Source organism: Bradyrhizobium sp. Ce-3, from assembly GCF_022835695.1.
Taxonomy (GTDB): Bacteria; Pseudomonadota; Alphaproteobacteria; order Rhizobiales; family Xanthobacteraceae; genus Bradyrhizobium.
In genome coordinates this window covers 684,037-705,931 of sequence record NZ_BQUV01000002.1, presented here as the reverse complement: position 1 = coordinate 705,931, position 21,895 = coordinate 684,037, and the positions used below count along the sequence as shown (strand labels likewise).

At 64.9% G+C, this 21,895-nt stretch carries 17 protein-coding genes and 1 tRNA gene; 7 read left to right on the top strand and 11 right to left on the bottom strand.

The features are described from left to right. Nucleotides 1–184 precede the first annotated feature (184 nt). Nucleotides 185–430 (top strand): hypothetical protein, encoded by a 246-nt coding sequence (locus BRSPCE3_RS09690; protein ID WP_244065561.1) that lies wholly within the window; start codon nt 185–187, stop codon nt 428–430. 166 nt (nt 431–596) lie between these two features. Here BRSPCE3_RS09690 and BRSPCE3_RS09685 read toward each other — a convergent pair whose 3' ends face one another. Then, complete coding sequence (locus tag BRSPCE3_RS09685) at nt 597–1,070, bottom strand: hypothetical protein (protein WP_244065560.1); 474 nt, start codon at nt 1,068–1,070, stop codon at nt 597–599. A 181-nt stretch (nt 1,071–1,251) separates the two neighbouring features. Here BRSPCE3_RS09685 and BRSPCE3_RS09680 point away from each other — a divergent pair, with 181 nt between their 5' ends. After that, the gene (locus tag BRSPCE3_RS09680) at nt 1,252–1,434 is read left to right on the top strand and encodes a hypothetical protein (protein ID WP_244065559.1); all 183 of its coding nucleotides are present in this window, start codon (nt 1,252–1,254) and stop codon (nt 1,432–1,434) included. 270 nt (nt 1,435–1,704) lie between these two features. Here BRSPCE3_RS09680 and BRSPCE3_RS09675 read toward each other — a convergent pair whose 3' ends face one another. The 4 genes from BRSPCE3_RS09675 to BRSPCE3_RS09660 form a co-directional block, all read right to left on the bottom strand. Then, on the bottom strand, nt 1,705–1,938 hold the full coding sequence (locus tag BRSPCE3_RS09675; RefSeq protein WP_244065558.1) for a hypothetical protein: 234 nt from the start codon (nt 1,936–1,938) through the stop codon (nt 1,705–1,707). A 1,615-nt stretch (nt 1,939–3,553) separates the two neighbouring features. Then, nucleotides 3,554–3,629: transfer RNA gene (locus BRSPCE3_RS09670), tRNA-Lys, on the bottom strand. Nucleotides 3,630–3,862: 233 nt separating this feature from the next. Further along, nucleotides 3,863–6,736: a glycosyltransferase gene (locus tag BRSPCE3_RS09665; protein ID WP_244065557.1), complete on the bottom strand. Its 2,874-nt coding sequence runs from the start codon at nt 6,734–6,736 to the stop codon at nt 3,863–3,865. Between the two features lie 193 nt (nt 6,737–6,929). Beyond that, nucleotides 6,930–7,538, bottom strand: a complete 609-nt coding sequence (locus BRSPCE3_RS09660) for a beta-1-3, beta-1-6-glucan biosynthesis protein (protein WP_244065837.1) — start codon at nt 7,536–7,538, stop codon at nt 6,930–6,932. A gap of 244 nt (nt 7,539–7,782) precedes the next feature. Between BRSPCE3_RS09660 and BRSPCE3_RS09655 the strand changes: the two genes are divergently transcribed. Further along, nucleotides 7,783–9,411, top strand: coding sequence for a beta-(1-6) glucans synthase (locus BRSPCE3_RS09655; protein ID WP_244065556.1), 1,629 nt, complete (start codon nt 7,783–7,785; stop codon nt 9,409–9,411). On the opposite strand, the gene BRSPCE3_RS09650 is transcribed toward BRSPCE3_RS09655, so the two are convergent. Beyond that, on the bottom strand, nt 9,371–9,751 hold the full coding sequence (locus tag BRSPCE3_RS09650; protein WP_244065555.1) for a hypothetical protein: 381 nt from the start codon (nt 9,749–9,751) through the stop codon (nt 9,371–9,373). The two genes, BRSPCE3_RS09655 and BRSPCE3_RS09650, sit on opposite strands and share 41 nt — an antisense overlap. A 95-nt stretch (nt 9,752–9,846) precedes the next feature. Beyond that, complete coding sequence (locus tag BRSPCE3_RS09645) at nt 9,847–11,229, bottom strand: hypothetical protein (RefSeq protein WP_244065554.1); 1,383 nt, start codon at nt 11,227–11,229, stop codon at nt 9,847–9,849. 183 nt (nt 11,230–11,412) lie between these two features. Between BRSPCE3_RS09645 and glmU the strand changes: the two genes are divergently transcribed. Next, the gene (gene glmU / locus BRSPCE3_RS09640) at nt 11,413–12,771 is read left to right on the top strand and encodes a bifunctional UDP-N-acetylglucosamine diphosphorylase/glucosamine-1-phosphate N-acetyltransferase GlmU (RefSeq protein WP_244065553.1); all 1,359 of its coding nucleotides are present in this window, start codon (nt 11,413–11,415) and stop codon (nt 12,769–12,771) included. 201 nt (nt 12,772–12,972) lie between these two features. On the opposite strand, the gene BRSPCE3_RS09635 is transcribed toward glmU, so the two are convergent. From BRSPCE3_RS09635 to BRSPCE3_RS09625, 3 genes are all read right to left on the bottom strand, one after another. Next, nucleotides 12,973–14,556: a cation acetate symporter gene (locus BRSPCE3_RS09635; protein ID WP_244065552.1), complete on the bottom strand. Its 1,584-nt coding sequence runs from the start codon at nt 14,554–14,556 to the stop codon at nt 12,973–12,975. A 14-nt stretch (nt 14,557–14,570) separates the two neighbouring features. Then, nucleotides 14,571–14,879 (bottom strand): DUF485 domain-containing protein, encoded by a 309-nt coding sequence (locus tag BRSPCE3_RS09630; protein WP_244065551.1) that lies wholly within the window; start codon nt 14,877–14,879, stop codon nt 14,571–14,573. 77 nt (nt 14,880–14,956) lie between these two features. After that, the gene (locus BRSPCE3_RS09625) at nt 14,957–15,907 is read right to left on the bottom strand and encodes a LysR family transcriptional regulator (RefSeq protein ID WP_244065550.1); all 951 of its coding nucleotides are present in this window, start codon (nt 15,905–15,907) and stop codon (nt 14,957–14,959) included. A gap of 261 nt (nt 15,908–16,168) precedes the next feature. Here BRSPCE3_RS09625 and BRSPCE3_RS09620 point away from each other — a divergent pair, with 261 nt between their 5' ends. Both BRSPCE3_RS09620 and BRSPCE3_RS09615 read left to right on the top strand, forming a co-directional pair. Next, nucleotides 16,169–17,209: a carbon-nitrogen hydrolase family protein gene (locus BRSPCE3_RS09620; RefSeq protein ID WP_244065549.1), complete on the top strand. Its 1,041-nt coding sequence runs from the start codon at nt 16,169–16,171 to the stop codon at nt 17,207–17,209. A gap of 101 nt (nt 17,210–17,310) precedes the next feature. Next, a complete protein-coding gene (locus tag BRSPCE3_RS09615; protein ID WP_244065548.1) occupies nt 17,311–18,105 on the top strand; it encodes an adenylate/guanylate cyclase domain-containing protein in 795 nt (264 codons plus the stop codon). A 183-nt stretch (nt 18,106–18,288) separates the two neighbouring features. Here BRSPCE3_RS09615 and BRSPCE3_RS09610 read toward each other — a convergent pair whose 3' ends face one another. After that, on the bottom strand, nt 18,289–19,506 hold the full coding sequence (locus BRSPCE3_RS09610; protein WP_244065547.1) for a sensor domain-containing diguanylate cyclase: 1,218 nt from the start codon (nt 19,504–19,506) through the stop codon (nt 18,289–18,291). Between the two features lie 416 nt (nt 19,507–19,922). On the opposite strand from BRSPCE3_RS09610, the gene glmS reads away from it, so the two are divergent. Further along, nucleotides 19,923–21,749, top strand: coding sequence for a glutamine--fructose-6-phosphate transaminase (isomerizing) (glmS, locus tag BRSPCE3_RS09605; protein ID WP_244065546.1), 1,827 nt, complete (start codon nt 19,923–19,925; stop codon nt 21,747–21,749). The last annotated feature ends 146 nt before the right edge of the window (nt 21,750–21,895 follow it).

Here is a 21,895-nt window from a genome sequence, read left to right as displayed (position 1 = left end):
AGCCGCTTCGGTGTTGCCAACGGCGCCCATGGCCCAGACCGATGCCGCCGCCGCACGGACAACGTTTCATTAACCCGACTCGCCCACGCTTGCTCTGGGCCGTCTGGATGGCCGCTTGCGGAAGGCCGTCACGACGCGCTTCGTGGCGGCCTTTTGATTCGCGACGCACTGAGGGAGACGTCCCATGGACTACGGCGCCTTCACCGACGCCAGCTTGAAGATGATGTACGAAGCCGTCCGCGGTGCGCTCAAGGCCGACGATGATTTCGAGGCCGATGGCGAAGAACCGAAATTCCGGGTCCGCGCGACGCCCGAATGGAAACGCCATGCCGGCAGTCTCGAGGCGGAGATGCTGAAGCGCGGCCTCCAGGTCGACATCATCGACTGGACCGGTGGCCAGGGCGAACTGCCGCTGGGGGTGGACCCGTGAGGGTGAAGCGACGGGACTCACGACGGGCGGCACGAGCACGGTTGCAACTTTGGCTCGGTCATCCTGAACAGCGTGAACTCCGGTCGACGCTGATCCAGCCATAGCCGCAGGAGCATCCGGACTGTTACTGCGGGTCGTGGCGGCCACTGAAAAACCAACGCTCAGGCTATCCCTTGGGAATGGGTTTCCCTCCCGCAGGGCCTATTGGCTTGGGACCGGTCAAGAGTGGAGGGCTCAAGGGTGGAAGGCTTATGGATGGGAAAGGGATCTGATCCGTTTCGTTGATTGATTTCTGCGGTCGTGTCGTCGGGCGAATCTCGCCGTCCAATGCCGGGCAAATCCTCTCCCAGCCTGGACCATAGGCCGTGTCCAGAAAGTTGATCTGATCGGTCTCGAACGTCTGCACAATCCGCTGCCTGCTGCAGGCGGAGACGATTGCGGTCTTTGTTTCTTTGCCGAGCGGACCGTTCAGCGAATAGCGCAGTGTGACCGGCGCGCCGCAGCGATTGACGACGGTCCACGTCTGCAAAGTGCCGTCCTTGGTCTTGGTGGGGCCTGTGAGGCAGCTCTGTGCATTGGCGGCCGTTGCGGCAAGCAGGCAAAGCCCGAGCCAAACTGCGATGGCCCTGGCAAGTTTCATGTGCTGGCTCCCCGCATCGCACCGAAATCAAAGGTTGGCACACTGTTCACGCACGGAGAACCACGGAAACAATCCGTGTGCTTATGGTTGCGCGGATTGCCGGCGCTGTTGCCGCGACGATACAGAGATACCTGCGCAACGGTGCTAACCAACCTGCATCTGAAAAAGACGGGGTTGTGTCGTGTCGGGATCTGATCACTGGAACGGTGCAAATCGACTTTACTCGTCTGCCGAAGCGCCGCAGCTGCGCGATGAGCAGCAGCAGTTCGACCGTTATCACAAGTTCGACGATGCCATCTCGCGATCGGCGCAGAGTGGCCCGAGAACGGTGATCTGGGATCGCTACAACCCGCCGGTTCGTTGATCGGGTCAGCGGCCAGGCGGACTGCTTCCGCGATGCCCCTGAGCTGTTCACCGATCGTTCCCCCACAGCGACGGGCGGGCGGCTCGACCTAAGGGCCAGCAGTCAAACTTGAATTTCGGCAACGGCCCAATTTGCTCCACTGAAGCGCCTCGGTTATGCCGCGGCTCGTTCGCCTTGCCCAATTCTGTTCATAGACCTTGCGAGGTAACACAAACGTCATCTGTTCGCGGTCTGTACTGGCCGCGATCGGAACAGTCGGACGCGTCAGACCTAGGTTACGGGCTTGGGCTTCAGGGCCTCCGTCAACAGCTGCTTGACCTGTTCGGCCTGTTCTTTGCTCAGCTTCTCGGCGAAGCGGCCGTCTTTTTTCAACTGCGCCGGCCCCTTGAGTTCTCGATCATAAACCATCCAGTCGGTGCTTCCGCGCCGAACGACAAACCTGGTCTGTGCGGGGGCGCTGTGCATCTCAGCGATACCTTCCAATTGCTGCAGCTGCCTGCTCAAAAATACACACCAGGCGACAGCTTATTCCTGAACCGGGACACTGAAATTCCCAGTGCCTCTTGAAAAGCAAGGCTCGTGCCGCAACCTGCCCGCCGATCGATCCGGACGACTGCAGGCCTGCTGGTGTCGGCGACGCCGAACGGGATGGCTGTGACAGGGGAGCAACGAGCCGTCGGTGTTCCGCACGCGTCGGATTCGAGTGTCGGGATTGCGCGGTTCTGACCGACCCTAAAAATTGCGCCGCCAGGCCCGAAATGATTTGTCCCGGCGGCGCCCTGTTCTTCCAGCCTGGGCCCTGAAATCCCCAGCGCCGGGAAACCTACCAAAGATCAGGCCGAACGACTGTTGCCTGGTTCACACAAATTGCGAAGAAGAGCAGGCAACCGGTCGCGCGCCGAATTTTCGAAAATGGTTTGGAGGCCGGCTGCTTGGCTCAAATCCGGCCGTCTCGCGATAACGATGACGGCGGCGAGATAGCTCAAGGCCTGGTGTTTGATCTCGTCGCGATGACCAACACCCCGAAGCTTTCGTAGCAGGGCGCCCGCAATCGATCGCAAAACTACGCCGCCGGGCCCGAAATGGTTTGTCCCGGCGGCGTCATTGCTCTTCCAGCGCGGGGCTCTGAATTCCCACTGCCGGCAGCTTAACAAAAATCGGCCCAGCAAACTGTTGCGGCGCTCGCACAAAACTCAGGGAAGAAGAGCCGACGCCAGGGCCTGTGCGCCAGCTCCTCCCGAAACGCGACCGTACTCAACTGTTTCCCAATCGGTCCCGTCCCTCAGGAAAGCGTGCGCTGGCCTGCTTGCTGATTTGCTAACAGGCCTCTTTAGCCGACAGGGAATAGGTATCGTTTTCCGGCAAGCTGAGGCCGGGAGTAATCCCTAATGGCCCCGTATTTGGCGGGAACGGGCGGCGGCGCAGGAAGTAGTGTTTTTCGGCTTCCGGCTCAAATACCCCCAACCCTGGCCGGGAGTTGCGAATGGCGGCCTCGGCGCGCGGCGTCGGGGTCGTCTCTCATTCGTCAGCCTAGGTGCGGGGGACTGACGTCATGCCAGCGGCAGCGCATCCAGTGTTCAGCGGAAAGCGCGACGTCGACACCACCGATGATCGAGTCCCGTAATCAATATCTGTCTCAAGAAAAGACGCCGCCGGTCTCACAAATACACGCCCGGCGGCGTTTTCTTCCTGAACTGGGACGCTGAAATCCCCAGCATCGGGAGAATTGCAGACCCTATGCCAGGAGCGGTGGGGGTACTCCGCGAGACCTCGGCAAACTCGCCGAAGCAGCGAGTACAATACAGACTGCCGCGGATGTACCGGCGCTCTGCTGAATCGAGGCGGCCTGCTCACTGGCGCCCGTGCCCCCAGCAGGACGGAATGACGGCCTCAGCAACCCCAATGCTGGGGCCGTTTCGTGCCGGCTGCGAGCGGCTCCCCGAATTGAATTGCGAAACACAGACAGCCAACTGGCGGACAGTTCGCGTTTCAATTGCAGGGGGCATGACCCACGCTCCATCGCATCTCCGGAATCCGCATTTGGATGTCTGAGGAGGCAACGCGGCGGCCGGCTGCGTTTGTTCTTCCAGTACTTGCTGGCGAGCTTCGGCAAGACGTTTGGTGAGCGCGGAGGGACTCGAACCCTCGACCCCATGATTAAAAGTCACGTGCTCTACCGCCTGAGCTACGCGCTCACTCACCTGAACATCGGATCCGGACGCAGGTTTTGCACCCGCCCGGATCATGCTCCAGCCCGCGCTGTGTAGGGGGCAGGGCCCATCGGGTCAATAGCCGAGGGGCGGTCAATTGTGCACCGTTGCGACGGATTTGCCGTTCCGGCGCCTGTGGTTAGGGCGGTTTCTTGAAGTTGACTTCGTTTGCGCATGATCTTTCCGGAAAACCGCGGCGCAGTTTTCCGGATCATGCGCTAGCTGTCGTGGCCGATGTCCGAGCCGACCGGTTGCGACGGGGCGGCGACCGAGGGCAGGCTGACCGGGCGGAGCCCGATCAGTTCCGCGGTGCGGATCGCGCTGTTGCGCCAGAACGCGAACTCGTTGATCCGCGAATTCTCCAGGATCGCGATCGACACCGCGGCCAGGAACGGCAGGCTTTGCAGCACCAGTACGCCGGCGAAGATGTAGATCTCCCGCACCTGCTTGTAGCCGTTGGTGACGACAAGCACGGTGGCGCCGATCAGGAGCAGCACGCCGATCACGGCTTCCCAGAACGCCTGAAACTCGATCGACATCCGCGACAGGCCGCCCTTGGAGGTGCGGGCAAAGGCGAGATGCTCGGTGATCAGGCCCTGCGCAACCGCGCGCGACACCGTCCACTGCACGCTCATCGCCGCGATCATGGCGCCCAGCATCTGCCCGGCCTTGATGTTCACCCGCAGCCGGTAGAGCGCGACGAAATGCACCAGCGAGACGATGAAGGAGGCAATGATCGGCAGGGTGAGGATCTTGTCGGGAATCGCGATGTCGGCGAAGGCGACGATCGGGACCCAGATCAGGTTGAGGATCGCGACCACGACGCCGAGGCTTTCGGCCCCGAGCCAGTTGAGCCAGCCCAGCGAGAATTCGCGGCGCTGGTCGGGCGTCAGCCGGCTGGCGCCGGGCAGGAAGCGCCGCCAGTGCTTCTTGACGATCTGGAAGCCGCCATAGGCCCAGCGGTGGCGCTGCTTCTTGAACGCCTCATAGGTGTCGGGCAGCAGGCCTTCGCCGTAGCGCACATTGGTGTAGTGCGTGAGCCAGCCCGCCTGCTGGATCGAGAGGCCGAGATCGGTGTCCTCGCAGATCGTGTCGCTTGACCAGCCGCCGACCTTGTCCATCGCCGCGCGGCGGATCAGGCACATCGTGCCGTGCACGATGATGGCGTTGAACTCGTTGCGCTGGACCATGCCGATGTCGAAGAACCCGGCATATTCGCCGTTCATGATGTAGTGCATCAGCGAGCGGTCGCCGTCGCGATGCTCCTGCGGCGCCTGCACGAGGCCGACGCGCGGATCGGCGAACGCCGGCACCAGATCCTTGAGCCAGTCCGGATGCACGACATAGTCGGCGTCGATGATGCCGATGATCTCGGCGTCCGCCGCGGTCCGCTCCATCGCGATCCGCAGCGCGCCGGCCTTGAAGCCCTGCACCTTCTCGGCATTGATGAACTTGAAGCGTTCGCCGAGCAGCCGGCAGTGATCCTGGATCGGCCGCCAGAAGTCGGGATCGGGGGTGTTGTTGATGATGCAGACGCACTCGAAGTTCGGATAGTCGAGCCGCGCCACCGCATCGAGCGTCTGCTTCAGCATCTCGACCGGCTCGAAATAGGCCGGGATGTGGATCGAGACCTTCGGAAACTTGACGTCCTCGCCCATCGTGGCGGGCGCGAGCGGCTCGCTCTTGCCGATCAGCCGGCGCGGGCCGCGGCCGAACGCCACTGCCGCGATCTCCTCGATCCGCGCCATCGCGATCAGGACCAGCGGAACCAGCAGCACGAGGCCGAGGCTGAGCGCGAAGGCCGAGCCCCAGACGAAATAGTGCGTGGTCCAGTACGAGAACACGGTCGCGACCCATGCGCCGACGCCGTTGGCCGCTGCCGACAGCAGCAGCGCCTGCATCACGGTCGGCTGGTCCAGCCGCAGGATCGGCAGCGACATGAACAGCCCGACCAGCACGGCGACCAGCGCGATCTTCCAGTAGTTCAGGTCGGTGACCGGCCCGGTCCAGGCGAACTTCGCCTCGCGGTCGGCATTGAGGATGCCCCAGTACGGACCGACGCCGCCTTCGAAGAACTTCCAGGGCTGATCGATCGCCTCGACGATGTTGTAGTCCATGCCGATGGCTTCGGCGCGCGCGACGAAGTTGCGCAGCACCGTGGCCTGCTGGAACGGGCCGGGCTCCGCGCTTCGCAGATTGTAGCCCTGGCTCGGCCAGCCGAACTCCGCGATCAGGATGCGCTTGCCCGGGAAGGAGTCCCGCAACAGATTGTAGCGGTCGACCGCCTGGTCCACCGCCTGCTTGTCGGTGAAGTTTTCCCAGTACGGCAGCACGTGCGCGGCGACGAAGTCGGACGAATTGGCGAGCTGCGGATGGTCGCGCCAGATGTTCCAGATTTCGCCGGTCGTGACGGGAACGTTCACCGACTTCTTGACCGTCTGGATCACCTTGATCAGGCGATGCACGTTGTTCTCGGCAATCGCCCACTTGATCGCCTCGGCCCGCTTGTCCTCGGGCTGCGCTTCGGCATCGTGAAGCCGCGTGTCCTCCTCGCGCTGAATGCGCGGGGCCTCGTCGCGAAGGAAGCGGGCAAAGTCCTCGCGGAAGCGCTCGGCTTCGTCAGGGCTGGGATCGTCCTTGGGCAACGGTCCGAGATTCTCGATCGGAACCTGCTCGCCGCGGAATACGGTTTCGTTGCCGACCACGATGCCGATGACGTTGCTGTTGCGCTTGGCGAGATTGATCGCGCTGAACAGCTCGCGGCTGTTGCGGTTGGCGTCCTTGTCGATCCAGGCGCCCACCGTGACCTTCATGCCGAACTCGGCGGCCACCGGCGGCACCAGCTCATTGCCTTCGGTCGACGAATAGAGCCGGACCGCCTTGGTGAGCGTGGACAGCTTCCTGAGGTCGGTGCGCACCTTCTCGGTGTCGGCGGCAACGTCCGCGACGGTGTGGCCCGACTCGAACGGAGCGTAGGACAGGCTCGGCAGCGTGCCACGGAAATCGGGCGCTGCCTGCTTCTCCTGGAAGAGACCCCACAATGCAGCGTGGGCGGCGGTGACAAGCAACAGGACGGCGACGACGGCGCGCATCGCGGTTAAACCATACGGGGCCTGAGATTGAGGACTAAGCGAACCCGTCCCCTGGGTTCGACCAACATGGCGGCGGAGGGAAAGATATCTCCGCCATCCGATTTAACAACTGGTGTGCCGCGATGGCGTTTTAAGGGCGCAAGCCGTTCCAGCCGCGAAAAAATCGCGGCCGGGGCCCGATCGCGCGACGCGGCTATTTCGATGCCGGCGCCGGTGTCGCCGACGGGGTCGGCGCAGGCGAGGGCGAGGCGGCCGGAGCGGGCGCGGCATTGCCGGCCGTCGACGGCGCCGGGCTGGGTGCGGCGGCTGCCGCGGCCTGCGGCTGGGCGCCCGGGTTGATCCAGCAGGCGTGGATGCGGCCATCCAGGCTGCCGCGGACCTTGTCGTCGATCTGGGCGCCGAACCGGGTCAGGCAGCGGAAGGCGGCCTGCACGTGGCCGCCGGGGCAGCCGAACCGGTCGTAGAGGTCGAGGTGGCGGAACGCGGTGTCGAGGTCGTCGTTCCACATCAGGCGGACCACGCGGCGGCCGAGCCAGACGCATTCCGGGTTGCCGGCCGGGCCGTTGATGGCCTGCTGGGCCTCGACGAACTCCTCGACCTTGCGCTGGTTGGCCTCCCGCACGGCGTTGGCATTGGCGTCGGGCTGTCCAGGCTGCTGTTTGGCCTGATCAGGCGGATTCGGCGTACCGCTCTGGGCGAACGCGCCGCCGGCTCCGTTCAGGAGCGCGAGCGCAATGACGAGGCCCGTTACGGCAAGATGGCGCAAAGCAGTGTTCTTCAACTCAAGCAGCCGTCGACGCATGCATTCCCCGATATGTTCCGGCCCCTGCGGGATCATCCTAACGGCTCGCGTGATGCCGTCCAAATAGGTCTCCAGTGCGGCGGAGACTCTGGTGAAATCTGATGACTGGAATTTGGTATTTTGTCCAGCAAACTCACAACTTTATCGAACCAGCGCAAAACTGTCGCAGGACAACCATGGTATTGACCGATTCCCGCTCTTGGCAGACGGGCTGTGACCGGCTAATTCGACGGTCCCCCGGAGGATGGAACCGATTTCGCTTCGTACGCCGCTGGCGCTTCTCCTGATCTCGCTCGCCGTGATTGCATCCGTGTGGTGGTGGCTCGCCACGCCGATCACGCTTGCGCGTGCACCGATCGATCCTGCCGCGAAACTGCAATGCGTGTCCTACACGCCGTTCCGCGGCGCCCAGACGCCGCTTGATCCCACCACGCAGATTCCGGTCGAGCAGATCGAACAGGACCTCACCGATCTCGTGAAGGTCACCGATTGCGTACGGACCTATTCGATCGAGAACGGCCTCGACCAGGTCCCCGGCGTCGCCGCCAAGGTCGGGCTCAAGGTGATGCAGGGCATCTGGCTCGGCAGCAACCGCTTCAAGAATTTGCAGCAGATCGCGATCGCGGTGCGGCTCGCCAAGGAATATCCCGGCGTCGTCACCTCGCTGATCGTCGGCAACGAGGTGCTGCTGCGCGGCGAGATGACCGCCGCCGACCTCGCCGCCAACATCCGCGCCGTCAAGGCGCAGGCCGGCAATGTGCCCGTCACCTATGCCGACGTCTGGGAATACTGGGTGAAGAACCGCGAGATCTATGACGCGGTCGATTTCGTCACCATTCACATCCTGCCGTATTGGGAGGACATCCCGATCAAGGCCAAATACGCCGCGGCGCATGTCGACGATATCCGCAAGCGGATGGCGGTGACGTTCCCGGGCAAGGAGATCCTGATCGGCGAGACCGGCTGGCCGAGCGCGGGACGGATGCGGGAGGGCGCCTTGCCGTCGCGCACCAACCAGGCGCGGGTGGTCTCCGAAATTCTCGACCTCGCCAAGCGCGAGGGGTTTCGGGTCAACCTGATCGAGGCCTATGACCAGCCCTGGAAGCGCAAGCTCGAGGGCACCGTCGGCGGCTATTGGGGCCTGTTCGATTCGATCAAGCGGCAGGTGAAGTATCCGCCGGGCGTCGCGATCAGCAACTATCCCGCCTGGAAGCTGCAGATGGCGGGCGGCATGGCGCTGTCGGTCGCGACCTTCGTGGTGGCGTGGCTGACGCTGCGTCGCCGGCCCTGGACGCCGCGGCCGTCGGCCTGGATCGCGGTCGCCGTTTCGGCGACGACGGCGGGGGCGCTGCTCGGGATCGCCGGCGACAAGATGTATTATGAAAGCTACGGCGTCGGCGGCTGGCTGCATTGGGGCGTGCTGCTCGCGGCCGCGATCGTCGCACCCTTGCTGACCGCGCACGCGCTGATCGCCGGGCGCTCGCTGCCGACCTTCCTGGAGCTCATTGGGCCGCGCGACTACCGCGGCAAGGGCATGTTCGGCGCGTTGCTGGCGATCGTGCTGGCGGTGACCACCGTGATAACAGCCGAGAGCGCGCTCGGCTTCGTCTTCGATCCGCGCTACCGCGACTTCCCTTATGCCTCGCTGACCATGGCCGTGGTGCCGTTCGCGCTGCTGACCATGCTCAACCGCCCGAAGGAAGGCACCCGGCCGCTCGCCGAATCCGTGTTCGCGGGGCTTCTGGTGATCGCCGCGGCCTATACGATCTACAACGAGGGCACGATCAACTGGCAGTCGGACTGGACCTGCGTGATGTACCTGTTGCTCGCCGCTACGCTGTGGCGGGCGCGGGCCGCGCAAAACCCAGGATGAACAGCCCGATCGCAAGCCCCGACAGCACGACGTTGTAGAGCACGATCCCGAGCCCCGCAGCGATCAGGCCGACGGTCAGCAGCACGATCGAGGGCCGCGTCAGGTTCAATAGCGCAATCACCAGCGCGGTGATGCCGAACACCGAATTCTTGAACAGCACGGTCGAGAGCGCGCGGGCCTTGCACAGCATGGTCTGCGCACCGGCGTCGCAGGCCAGTGCAACGGGCGAGAATTCGATGGCGAGATAGCGCACGTACAGCGCGTAACCGACGGTAACGAAGCCCACGACCATCAGGAACTGGACCTGATACGGGGAGAGGCGGAACGGAGGTTTTGTCATCGCGGCACTATGGTCGGGAACGGGAGCTGGGACAAGGCTCGGTCAAAGCAGCGAAATCGGTTGAGGATGTGGCTGCAATCCCTTGGCTGGCATGATTATTGGTTGTTCCGCCGGAATATCGAGGAGATCGTCGCTGGCTCCGGCTTCTTTTCTTCGGCGATAGGCTGCGGCGGTGGCGGTGGGGCGACGGCACGCTTCGGCAGGGCACGCCGGTGCGCCGCCGGCTTGCTGCCTGCGGCCGGCTCGTTCAGGGCGAGCCGCTGACCGTCATAGATCGCCGTCTCGCAGGTCCGCTGGATCAGGCTGAGGCCGGCGCAGATCCTGGCCGCGGTCCCGGCGTCGTTGAGCGGTCCGGCGACCAGGCGCAGCTGCATGCCGAGCCCGTTGCTGTTCTCCTTGATCACGATGATCGGCCGCAGCGCAGCCAGCGGCGCGTTGCCCTTGGACTTCAAGAGGCCGCGCCACAGTGCGCGGAGTCCATTGACCGAATTTGCCGTGCCGAGGTCGATGCCGAACTCGGTGCGCTGGATCTGTGCCTTCGGCGCATCGTCATCAGCTTCGGAATCGGGATCCGGTGTGATGACCAGCGGCGGGATCGGCGCTGCACTGATGTCGTTGGCGGTCGGCGGCCTGACCGGTTCGGCGGCCTTGGTCGCCGGTGGATCGAGCGATGCCACCAGCGGCTTGTCGGTGGGTGGCTTGTCAGTCGGCGGCCTGTCGGCGACCACCGCGGGCGCCGGCACAGCCGCCTTCGAATCTTCGGCGCTGGCCGCAGCGGCTGCGGCGCTCATCGGGCTGGCGGCCGATGGGGCGGGAGCAGGGACCGGCGGATTGTCGGTGACTGACGGCTTCTCGGCGGCAAGCTGCGGCTTGCTCGCGATGGCCACAGGCTTCTTCTCGGTCGCCACGGGCCTTTCGGCCGCAGTAGCCGGCTTCTCGACCGGAGCGGGCGCCTTGCTCTCGGCCGTTGCGGGACCCTTGTCGGTCGCTGCCGGCTTGTCCAATGCGGCGGGCGGCATCGTTGCGACAGCGGCGACGGCCGGTGCGGCTGGCGCCGAACTGGCTGCGGGTGCGGAGGTCGAGGCAGGGGCCGATGCGGCCGGCTGTTTCGCGATCGCGCCGGTCACGGAATCGAGCCCTTGCTCCAGCGTCGTGACGCGCGAATACAGCCGGTCGCGGTCGCCGTTGAGCGTATCGATCGCCGATGCCAGCCGGCGCGTCTCGTTGTGGCTTTCCTTCGCCAGCGTCTGCAACTGCTGGCCCTGGCGTGCGATGTCGGACGCCGCGACCTGGTCGCGCCGCAGCGTCAGCGCCGACTGGTTGGCCATCACGGCAATGGCGACGGCGCCGACCGCGGCAACGCCCCACGACCCGAGCCGCCACAGCATGCGGCGATCGAAAGCATCCTCCTCGGCCAAAAAGCCGGAGCTGCTCTCGGTGTCGAATTCCGCCGCCAGATTGTCGCGATCTTTGGCCAAAGCCCGCTTGGCCCTCCTCAAGGCCCGCCGAATCACGAGGCAAAGATTAACAGGAAATGGACCGGGAACTTGAATCTGAGGGACCGCGGAGGCGAAACGGTTTCTTCTGCCGGGGAAAACAATTAAAGACGGCCCCAATGACAGCTTGGCGCAGTGCGATGCGCGAGATACCGAGGATGCCGAATGACTGCGCGATCGAGCCTGACAGTGGTGCTTGCGGCCGGTGAGGGCACGCGGATGCGCTCGTCGCTGCCGAAGGTGCTGCACCCGGTGGCCGGGCAATCGCTGCTGTCGCATGTGCTCAATGCCGCCGCTTCCGGCGCGGGGTCGCAGCTCGCGGTCGTGATCGGTCCCGACCACGAGGCGGTCGCCGCCGAGGCGCGCCGGGTGCGGCCGGATGCAAAGACCTTCGTGCAGCGCGAGCGGCTCGGCACCGCGCATGCCGTGCTGGCGGCGCGCGAGGCGATCGCCGGCGGCGCCGACGACCTCCTGATCGCGTTCGGCGACACGCCGCTGATCTCGGCCGAGACCTTCGCGCGCATGCGCGCGCCGCTCCGCGACGGCGCCGCGCTGGCGGTGCTCGGCTTCCATGCCGCCGACCCGACCGGCTACGGCCGGCTGGTGGTCGAGAACGGCAGACTGGTTGCGATTCGCGAGCAGGCCGACGCCAGCGCCGAGGAGCGCAAGATCACGCTGTGCAATGCCGGCGTGATGGCGTTCGACGGCAAGACGGCGCTCGCGATCATCGAGAAGATCGGCAACGCCAACAGCAAGGGCGAGTTTTATCTGACTGACGCCGTCACCATTGTCAGGGAATTGGGACTGGAGGCCGTCGTGATCGAGACCAGCGAAGACGAAGTGCGCGGCATCAACACCAAGGCGCAGCTCGCCGAGGCCGAGGCCGTGATGCAGGCGCGGCTGCGCAGGCAGGCGCTCGAGGCCGGCGTGACCCTGATCGCGCCGGAGACCGTCTATCTCGCCGCCGACACCAGGTTCGGCAAGGACGTTGTGATCGAGCCGTTCGTGGTGATCGGCCCGGGCGTGTCGATCGACGACGGCGCCGTGATCCATGCCTTCTCGCATATCGTCGAGGCCAGCATCGGCAAGCAGGTGTCGGTCGGTCCGTACGCCCGGCTGCGGCCCGGCACTTCGCTCGGCGACGGCGCGCGGATTGGCAATTTCGTCGAGACCAAGGCGGCTGTGCTCGAAGCCGGCGTCAAGGTCAACCATCTCTCCTATGTCGGCGACGCCCACGTCGGCGCCAATTCCAACCTCGGCGCCGGCACCATCACCTGCAATTATGACGGCTTCCTCAAGCACAAGACGCTGATCGGCGAGGGCGCCTTCGTCGGCACCAATTCGTCGCTGGTCGCGCCGGTCACGATCGGCAAGGGCGCCTATATCGGCTCAGGCTCGGTCATCACCAAGGACGTCCCCGACGATGCCATGGCGCTCGAGCGCAGCGAGCAGTCGATCCGCGAAGGCGGCGCCGCGCGTTACCGCGCGGCGAAAATGAAGGCGAAAGCCGCGAAGGGGAAGTGATCTTCGCCGGACGTTATTCCGGGTCTGCCTCCACGATAAGACGTCGTCCCGGCGAAGGCCGGGACCCATACTCCGCAGCCGAAGTTGGAGGCGCGACTCGTCGTCCCAACTCCGTGAAGCAATGACCATCGGTGGTTAAGGGTCCAGGCCTTCGCCGGGACGACACTGAATATTTTGCGCGGTCGGTGAGTGCGCCGCGGTTCACGCCGCGCTCTTCGCCGGGGCGGGCTCATCGGTGTCGTGCTGGACCGGTCCGAACAGGATGCGCTGCTGCATCTCGTCAAAGGCGAGATCGGCGTTCTTCTCCCGCGTCGCCAGCGACAGCAGGATGGCAACCGCAAAGGACAGCGGCATGCTGATGATCGCGGGATTGCGCAGCGACACGAACCACCATTGATGCTCGACCGCCGCCAGCGGCTTGCCGAGGATGTCGACCTGGATGGTCGGCGACAGATAGATCAGCACCAGCGAGCTCAACGTGCCGACGAGGATGCTCGCCACGGCTGCGGGCGTCGTGAAGCGGCGCCAGGTGATGGCGAGCACCAGCGAGGGGAAATTGGCGGCACAGGCGATCGAGAACGCAAGGCCCGCCATGAAGGCGACATTCTGGCCCTCGAACGCGATGCCGAGAATGATGGCGAAGATCGAAATCATCACGGTCGCGACCCGTGCGACCTTGAGCTGCTCGGCCTCGGAAGCGGTGCCGTCGCGGATCACATTGGTCCAGACATCGTGGCAGAGCGTGGCGACGCCCGACAGCGTCAGCCCGGCGACGACGGCGAGCATGGTCGCGAACGCGACCGCACAGATGAAGCCGAAGAAGGCATTGCCGCCGACGGTGAGTGCGAGCAGCGGCGCTGCCATGTTGCCGCCGCCGCCGGCCTTTGCGACCGCGTCGGCGCCGACCAGCACCATGGCGCCGAAGCCGATGATGAACACCATGAGATGAAACACGCCGATCAGGCCGGTGGCATAGAGGATCGACAGCCGCGCGGCCTTGGCATCCTTCACCGTATAGGCCCGCATCAGCACATGCGGCATCGCGGCGGTCCCGAACATCAGGCCGAGCCCGAGTGAGATCGCGTCCCATTGGCCCGAGACCACCTTCGATCCCGGCTGCAGCACCTTGGTGCCGTATTTCTCGGACGCCGCGGCGAACAGCTTGAGCGGGTTCATGTCGAAATGGGTCAGCACCAGGAAGGCGAGCAGGATGCCGCCGCCCATCAGCAGCGCGGCCTTCACCACCTGCACCCAGGTCGTCGCCAACATGCCGCCGAACAGCACATAGACCAGCATGACGCTGCCGACCACCACGACCGACCAGGTGTAGGGCAGGCCGAACAGCAGCTTGATCAGCGATCCCGTCGCGACCATCTGCGCGATCAGGTAGAACAGGATGACGGCCAGCGTTCCGACTGCGCCGGCGAGCCGTACCGGGCGCTGGCGCAGCCGATAGGCCACGACGTCGGCGAAGGTGAAGCGGCCGACGTTGCGCAGCGGCTCGACGATCAGGAACAGGATGATCGGCCAGCCGACCAGCCACCCGATCGAATAGATCATGCCGTCGAAGCCGTTCGAGGTGACGATGCCGGCAATGCCGAGCAGGGCGGCGGCGCTCAGGAAGTCACCGGCGAGCGCCCAGCCATTCTGCCACGGCGTGACCTGGCCGCCGGCGGCAAAGAAGTGCTCGGTGGTGCGCGTGCGCCGCGCGGCCCAATAGGTGATCGCCAGCGTCAATGCCATAAAGGCGAAGAAGAACCCGATCGAAAGCGTGCTGCTGCCCATCTTGCTCTGCCCCTTTAGCGAAGGTCGCGGATGCCGGCGTCGAACACCCGGTTCGCCCACAGCACGTAGATCAGGCAGAGCACGAAGGACGAGATGATGACGAGCGGGCCGAGCACGATGCAGAGCGACAGGCCGGGCATCAGGATGGTGCCCAACAGCGGCTTGTCGAACGCGAACAGCCCCATGAAGCCGAAATAGATCGCGATCATCGCGGCACTGAGCACGAGTGCGACTGTTAGCCGCCGCTTGGCGAGTTTCTTGGCCAGTTTCTTGGCGCCCACGTTCGGCGCCGGATCGGCATTGCCGGAAATTCCCACATTCATGTTCGGCCCCCTCAAGCTTTTGCGCCCCCACCATGCGCCAATCGGACGAGCTTCAGCCGGGCTCCGAGGGAAGGGAATTATGGATTTTTGCAATCTGCCGTGCGCGCCTGCGGCACGCCGTCGGCCAGCGAGACCTGCATGTCGGGGTCCTGCTTCAGGGTATTCTTCAGAAACGCGCGAACGGCGCGGATCCGCGGGGCGAATTGCAGGTCGCTATGGACGTTGAGCCAGACCTCGCGAACAGTGCTGGCGAGGGCGGGCAACACGGGGATGAGGTCGGGCCGGTCGTTGGTGGCAAAGCTCGGCAGCATCACGATGCCGAGGCCGCCCGCCGCCGCGTTCATCTGCGCGATCATGCTGTTCGAGTGGAAGGCGACCTTCGGCTCCTCGATGACGTCGGCGAGCCAGCGCACGGAATCGACCTGGATCAGGTCCTCGATATAGGAGACGAACCAATGATCTCCGAGGTCGCGCAGGCTTGCCGGCATGCCGTGATGGTCGAGATAGCTCTGGCTTGCGAACAGCCCAAGCCGAAACTTGCCGATGCGCTCGGAGATCAGGCCCGGACCGGGCGGCCGGAAGAACGACACGAACAGGTCGGCTTCGCGCTTGTGCACGTAGACCGTCTGCGCCGATGTGACGAGTTCGACGGTGAGTTGCGGCGCGGTCCGCCGTAGCTTGGCGAAGCGCTGCGCCAGATAGAGCGAGGCGATCCCCTCCATGGTGGCGAGCCGCACGGTGCCGACCAGTTCCTGGGTGTCGCTGGCGCTGGCCTCCTCGCGAATGGCGATCACCGCGCTCTCGACCCGCTCGGCATGGCGCAACAGCCGTTCGCCGACTTCGTTGAGCTTGAGCCCGGTGCGGTGGCGTTCGAATACCGCAACCCCGAGGGACGCCTCCATCTGGGCGATCCGCCGGCTCACTGTGGAATGGTCCAGCCGCAGCCGCTTCGCGGTCTGGCTGAGATTCCCGGCGCGGGCGGCGCAGAGAAACACCCGCAGATCGTCCCAGTTGATCGTATCGAACATGACCTGCCTCCGGATTGCGGCTCCCTGTCAGTAAAGCAATTCCCGTTCCAACGCCCGGCGGTTCCGATCCTTCGCAACCGACCTTGCGACAATTCCGATGCATGCCGGGAAGGCCGGGATGATACCGCTTCGCCTCTCCAGTCCTAGAGCTTTTCCGTTCCGATAGGATCGGAACGGAACTCTAGATCTTGTTTTGACGCGTTTTCTTCGCGCGAACCGGTATCCACTTCGCGGGAAAACGCTCCAGCCGGAATCTTCGCCATGCTCCCTCGTTTCAAGGCTGCCGCCGTGCACGCCGCACCCGTCTTCCTCGACAGCCGGGCGACCACCGAAAAGGCGATCGTCATCATGCGCGAGGCGGCCAGGGCCGGCGCCGAGCTGATCGCATTTCCCGAAACCTACATTCCCGCCTTTCCGGTGTGGGCCGCGCTGTGGCCTCCGATCGACAACCACGATCTGTTCGTGCGCATGGCGGAGCAGTCGGTGCTGGTGGACGGGCCGGAAGTGGCGCGGCTTTGCGCCGAGGCGCGCGCCCTCGGCGTGACCGTCTCGATCGGCATCAGCGAACGCTCGGCCGTCAGCGTCGGCGGATTGTGGAACTCGAACCTGTTGATCGGCGAGACCGGCGAAATCCTGGTCCATCACCGCAAGCTGGTGCCGACCTTCTACGAGAAGCTGGTGTGGTCGTCGGGCGACGGTGCCGGCCTCAAGGTGGCGGAGACCCGGCAGGGCCGGATCGGTGGGTTGATCTGCGGCGAGAACACCAATCCATTGGCCCGCTTCACGCTGATGGCGCAGGGCGAGCAGGTCCACATCTCGAGCTGGCCGCCGATGTGGCCAACCCGCCGCCCGGCAGGCGGCGGCAATTTCGACAATGTCGCCGCCAACCGCATCCGCGCCAGCGCGCACTGCTTCGAAGCCAAGGTCTTCGGGATCGTCACCGCCGGCTATATGGACCAGGAGATGCGGGCCTTCCTCATTGACCGCGACAGAACCATCGCGGACGTGATCGACCGGACGCCACGGGCGGCGAGCTTCTTCGTCGATCCGACGGGCAGCGTCTTCGGCGACGAATTGCAGGACCAGGAAGGGATCGCCTATGCGGAGATCGATCTCAACCGCTGCGTCGAGCCGAAGCAGTTTCACGACGTGGTCGGCTACTACAACCGCTTCGACATCTTTGGCCTGACGGTCGACCGCAGCCGGCTGACCCCGGCACGCTTTCGCGATGAGGAATTGCGAATTGCGAAAGCACAGGACGAGATGATTCCGTCCGTCGCTGCCGACATCGCAGACCGGTGATTGGATCGCTGCTCACCAGTCCTGTTGCCAACGCGGGAATGTCTGGCTACGGTTTACCCTAGGTAAGCCTCTAAAGAGCTCGTTCGATCGGCCGGACGCTCATGCCCAAATTCCTCCGCATCGGAGTCCATCAGTCGAACGTGTCCGGATACACGTCGAAGGCATGGTGCATTCGACGGACCGGCTCGACGGTCTTCCTGAAATGGGGCGCCGTGGAGGTTCAGGGCGCCGGAACCGGGCGAAAGGTCTACTGGACTTTTCCACCGCAGGAAAAAACCATTCGCTGCCGCACGGTGCCGCGCGCCCAGGACTACACCAAGGCAGCCATCGCGCGGCGACGCAGCCATAGCTATGAACCGCTGACTGGAAATATTGCGAACCGGCGTCGGACCTCCGACCGAGGCCCGGAGCTCAAACAGGCGCTCGCCACGATCCTCTTTGTCGACATCGTCCGATCCACCGAAAAAGCCGCGCGGCTGGGTGACTCGCGCTGGGCAACGGTGATGAATCACTACTACGCCGCCGTTCGCCGCGAGCTGAAGGCCTTGCGCGGCAAGGAGGTCGTGACGACGGGAGACGGCGTGCTGGCGACGTTCCGCGCGCCCGCCGCCGGAATCAATTGCGCGACCGCGATCGTCAAGGCCGTGCGCACGCTCGGGCTCGAGATCAGGGTGGGATTACACGCCGGCGAATACAAGGTCAGCGGCGCGGAGGTGATCGGTCTCGCGTTTCACATCGGCGCCCGCGTCGCCGCCAAGGCACGTGCCGGCGAGGTGCTGGTCTCGAGCGCGGTCAAGGACCTGATGCTGGAGTCGGAAATCCGTTTCAAGGATCGCGGCGCGCATCAGCTCAAGGGTGTGCCGGAGCGCTGGCGGCTCTACCGGGTGGAACATTAGGGCGTCGTGAACGGACGCCTGGGTTGCTATCAAACGCAGACCGCCATTCTCTCGTCATTCCGGGGCGCGCCTCTTGGCGCGAGCCCGGAATCCGTCAGGCCCCGTAACGAGTGGTGAAATGGATTCCGGGCTCTCGCTTCGCGAGCCCCGGAATGACGACTGGAGATAATCCCGCGCCGCCGCTCAAGTGAAGGCAACCTCGATCCGGTTGTCGGCCTTCGCGGTGATCCGGCAGGCCCGCGACAGCGCGTCGGCGGCGATCGCGAGCTTGAACTGTTCGGGGATGCCCGAGGTCGACAGCACCTCGATCGTAGCGGCGTCGCGCGACAGCCCGCGCACCGTGCAGTCGATCGTGGAATGGCCGGCGTTGAAGCTGATCGTGCCGGCCTTGAACACCCGCCGCGCGGTCGGCGCAATCGACGGCGCCCGCTCGACCCAGGCCAGCGCCTGATTGCGGCCGCCTTGCTTGGCGCCGTACATCGCAAGGTCGGCGTTACGCAGCATGTCGTCGAAGCCGTTGCCCGGCGACAGCACCGCGCCGCCAAGGCTGCAGGTGACAGCGATCGTGCCGGCCGGAGTCTCGATCCGGGTCGCCGCGACGGCCGCGCGCACCTTCTCGAGCACGCCCATCGCCTGGTCGAGCCGGGTGTGCGGCAGCAGGATGCCGAACTCCTCGCCGCCGAGCCGGCCGATCACGTCGGAGCCGCGCAGCGCACAGCGCGCGGCATCCGCGACCGCCGCCAGCACCATGTCGCCGACGGCGTGCCCATAGGTATCGTTGACCTGCTTGAAGTGATCGACATCGAGCACCGCACAGGAGAGCGGGCTCACATGGCGTGTCGCCAGCGCGGTCAGCCGCTCGCCTTCACCGCGGAAGGCGCGCCGTGAGGAGCAGCCGGTGAGGCCGTCCTGCATCGACAGGTTCCGCAACTTCAATTCGTCGACCGCGATCGCGGCGAGATCGACCAGCATGCCGGTCGCTTCGGCGTCAAAGTCATCGCGCGGGCGTGTGTCGATGGCGCACAGGCTTCCGATCACGACGCCGGACAATTTGAGCTGTGCACCGGCATAGAAGCGGACGAACGGCGCCCCGCGGACGAAGATGTTGTCTGCGAAGCGCGCATCGCGCAGCATGTCGGGGACGACCAGGGGCTCATCCAGCGCAATGGTCAAATTGCACGGCGCCGGCCGCCGGTCGGTTTCGCGCAGGTCCAGCCCGTCGGAGGCCTTGAACCATTGCCGATGGCCGTCGATGAAGGTCATCGTCGACATCGGGACGCGGAACATCTTGCGGCACAGCGATGTCAGGCGGTCAAAGGCCAGTTCACGCGGCGTGTCGAGGATGTCGAGTTCCGCGAGCGTATCGAGGCGACGTGCCTCGCGATCATGCGCAGTTTGCATCGGGCTACCTCCGCGGCGGCACCCTCGCCGAAAGGCGTTAATGCTGCGTTGATGCCGGCCGAACTCAACGGACGAGTGTCCCAGTGCACGTCCGTGGCAACACCTGTCGGCTCGGTGTGACCGATCGCGAAAGCTTCATTGTGGTTCGTGTCGAGGTCAGCGCGCCTGCGTGCGGCGCGGGTCAACAATGGACTTTGGTCTGGCAGGCGAAACCTTGGCCCGTGCCGGCCAGTCCCTCCGACACGCCCTTGCCAAATTAGTTAGCCCCGATTAACCAGCCTTTCGCATCTACCTTGCCGCTTAAGACTGTCGCAATCGGCAATAATTATTGAGTATCTTGCGGCCGGCGATTCCCGTTAAGGGACCGTGTCGCCGCTTTGGCAAATTTTCGGCGATTTTTGGGGACATTGAACCGCATGTGCGGCATCGTCGGCATTCTTGGACGCGCTCCGGTCGCGGAGCAATTGGTGGATTCGCTGAAGCGGCTCGAATATCGCGGCTATGATTCCGCGGGAGTCGCGACGCTGGAGAACGGCGTCCTGGCGCGGCGCCGCGCCGAGGGCAAGCTGAAGAACCTCGAGACGCGGCTGCAGGCCAAGCCGCTCGGCGGCCACACCGGCATCGGCCACACCCGCTGGGCCACCCACGGCCGGCCGACCGAGAACAACGCCCATCCGCACGCCACCGAACGCGTCGCCGTGGTGCATAACGGCATCATCGAGAATTTCCGCGAGCTGCGCGAGCATCTCGAGCACAAGGGCGCGGTGTTCTCGACCGAGACCGACACCGAGGTCGTGGTGCATCTGGTCGACAATCTGCTCAAGGGCGGCGTCGCTCCGGTCGAGGCGGTGAGGGCGGTGCTGTCGCAGCTGCGCGGCGCCTTCGCGCTCGGCTTCATCTTCGCCGGCGAGGACGATCTGATGATCGGTGCCCGCAACGGCCCGCCGCTCGCGGTCGGCCATGGCGAGGGCGAGATGTATCTCGGCTCGGATGCGATCGCGCTTGGGCCGTTCACCGACACGATCAGCTATCTCGAAGACGGCGACTGGGTGGTGCTGAACCGCAAGGGCGCCACCATCTTCGACAAGGACAACGCCATCGTCCATCGCGAGGCGATCAAGCACACCACGGCGACCGCGCTGGTCGACAAGGCCAACTACCGCCACTTCATGGCGAAGGAAATCCACGAGCAGCCCGAAGTGGTCGGGCACACGCTCGCCCGTTATGTCGACATGGCGACCGAGCGCGTCACCATGCCGGTCAAGCTGCCGTTCGACTTCAAGGATATCCAGCGCGTCTCGATCACGGCCTGCGGCACGGCGAGCTATGCCGGCTTCGTCGCCAAATACTGGCTGGAAAAGCTGGCCCGGCTGCCGGTCGAGCTCGATGTCGCCTCGGAATTCCGCTACCGCGAGGCGCCCTTGCGCAAGGGCGACCTTGCGATCTTCATCTCGCAGTCGGGCGAGACCGCCGACACGCTCGCGGCGCTGCGCTACGCCAAGTCGCAGGGCGCGCACACGCTGTCGGTCGTCAACGTACCGACCTCGACGATCGCGCGCGAGAGCGAGACCGTGCTGCAGACGCTGGCCGGTCCCGAGATCGGCGTCGCCTCGACCAAGGCGTTCACCTGCCAGCTGATGGTGCTGGCTTCGCTGGCGGTTGCCGCCGGCAAGGCGCGCGGCGAGCTGTCCGATGCCGACGAGAGCAAGCTGGTGCACGGCCTGGTCGAGATCCCGCGTCTGATGTCGGAAGCGCTGACCACCGAGTTGCAGATCGAGAAGCTGGCGCGCGAGATCTCGAAGTCGCGCGACGTGCTCTATCTCGGCCGCGGCACCAGCTATCCGCTGGCGCTGGAGGGTGCGCTGAAGCTGAAGGAAATCTCCTACATCCATGCCGAGGGCTACGCCGCCGGCGAGCTCAAGCACGGCCCGATCGCGCTGATCGACGAGCACATGCCGGTCGTCGTGATCGCGCCCTATGACAAGGTGTTCGAGAAGACCGTCTCCAACATGCAGGAGGTCGCCGCCCGCGGTGGCAAGATCATCCTGATGACCGACGCCAAGGGCGCCGCCGAGGCGACCATCCAGTCGCTGGTGACGATCGTGATGCCGGACATGGGGGCGACGTTCGCGCCGATCGTCTACGCCGTTCCGGTGCAGCTGCTCGCCTATCATACCGCCGTGGTGATGGGCACCGACGTCGACCAGCCCCGGAATCTGGCCAAATCGGTCACGGTCGAATAGTCGCAAGGGGGCCCGTCACACGGGCCCTTCAAAAATGCGTCAGAATGGCTTAGCTGGGTGGTGGACAACGGCCGCTTCGACGCCGCATCGACGACCTTGGAACCGCAATGACCTCCAATCAAGTGCCTCCCGTCACGGGTGATTTG

Excerpts from the sequence above, each read along its gene's own strand:
- BRSPCE3_RS09690 (WP_244065561.1), top strand. The coding sequence starts at position 185 with ATGGACTACGGCGCCTTCACCGACGCCAGCTTGAAGATGATGTACGAA.
- BRSPCE3_RS09685 (WP_244065560.1), bottom strand. The coding sequence starts at position 1,070 with ATGAAACTTGCCAGGGCCATCGCAGTTTGGCTCGGGCTTTGCCTGCTT.
- BRSPCE3_RS09665 (WP_244065557.1), bottom strand. The coding sequence starts at position 6,736 with ATGCGCGCCGTCGTCGCCGTCCTGTTGCTTGTCACCGCCGCCCACGCT.
- BRSPCE3_RS09660 (WP_244065837.1), bottom strand. The coding sequence starts at position 7,538 with ATGCGTCGACGGCTGCTTGAGTTGAAGAACACTGCTTTGCGCCATCTT.
- BRSPCE3_RS09655 (WP_244065556.1), top strand. The coding sequence starts at position 7,783 with ATGGAACCGATTTCGCTTCGTACGCCGCTGGCGCTTCTCCTGATCTCG.
- BRSPCE3_RS09650 (WP_244065555.1), bottom strand. The coding sequence starts at position 9,751 with ATGACAAAACCTCCGTTCCGCCTCTCCCCGTATCAGGTCCAGTTCCTG.
- glmU (WP_244065553.1), top strand. The coding sequence starts at position 11,413 with ATGACTGCGCGATCGAGCCTGACAGTGGTGCTTGCGGCCGGTGAGGGC.
- BRSPCE3_RS09635 (WP_244065552.1), bottom strand. The coding sequence starts at position 14,556 with ATGGGCAGCAGCACGCTTTCGATCGGGTTCTTCTTCGCCTTTATGGCA.
- BRSPCE3_RS09630 (WP_244065551.1), bottom strand. The coding sequence starts at position 14,879 with ATGAATGTGGGAATTTCCGGCAATGCCGATCCGGCGCCGAACGTGGGC.
- BRSPCE3_RS09625 (WP_244065550.1), bottom strand. The coding sequence starts at position 15,907 with ATGTTCGATACGATCAACTGGGACGATCTGCGGGTGTTTCTCTGCGCC.
- BRSPCE3_RS09620 (WP_244065549.1), top strand. The coding sequence starts at position 16,169 with ATGCTCCCTCGTTTCAAGGCTGCCGCCGTGCACGCCGCACCCGTCTTC.
- BRSPCE3_RS09615 (WP_244065548.1), top strand. The coding sequence starts at position 17,311 with ATGCCCAAATTCCTCCGCATCGGAGTCCATCAGTCGAACGTGTCCGGA.
- BRSPCE3_RS09610 (WP_244065547.1), bottom strand. The coding sequence starts at position 19,506 with ATGCAAACTGCGCATGATCGCGAGGCACGTCGCCTCGATACGCTCGCG.
- glmS (WP_244065546.1), top strand. The coding sequence starts at position 19,923 with ATGTGCGGCATCGTCGGCATTCTTGGACGCGCTCCGGTCGCGGAGCAA.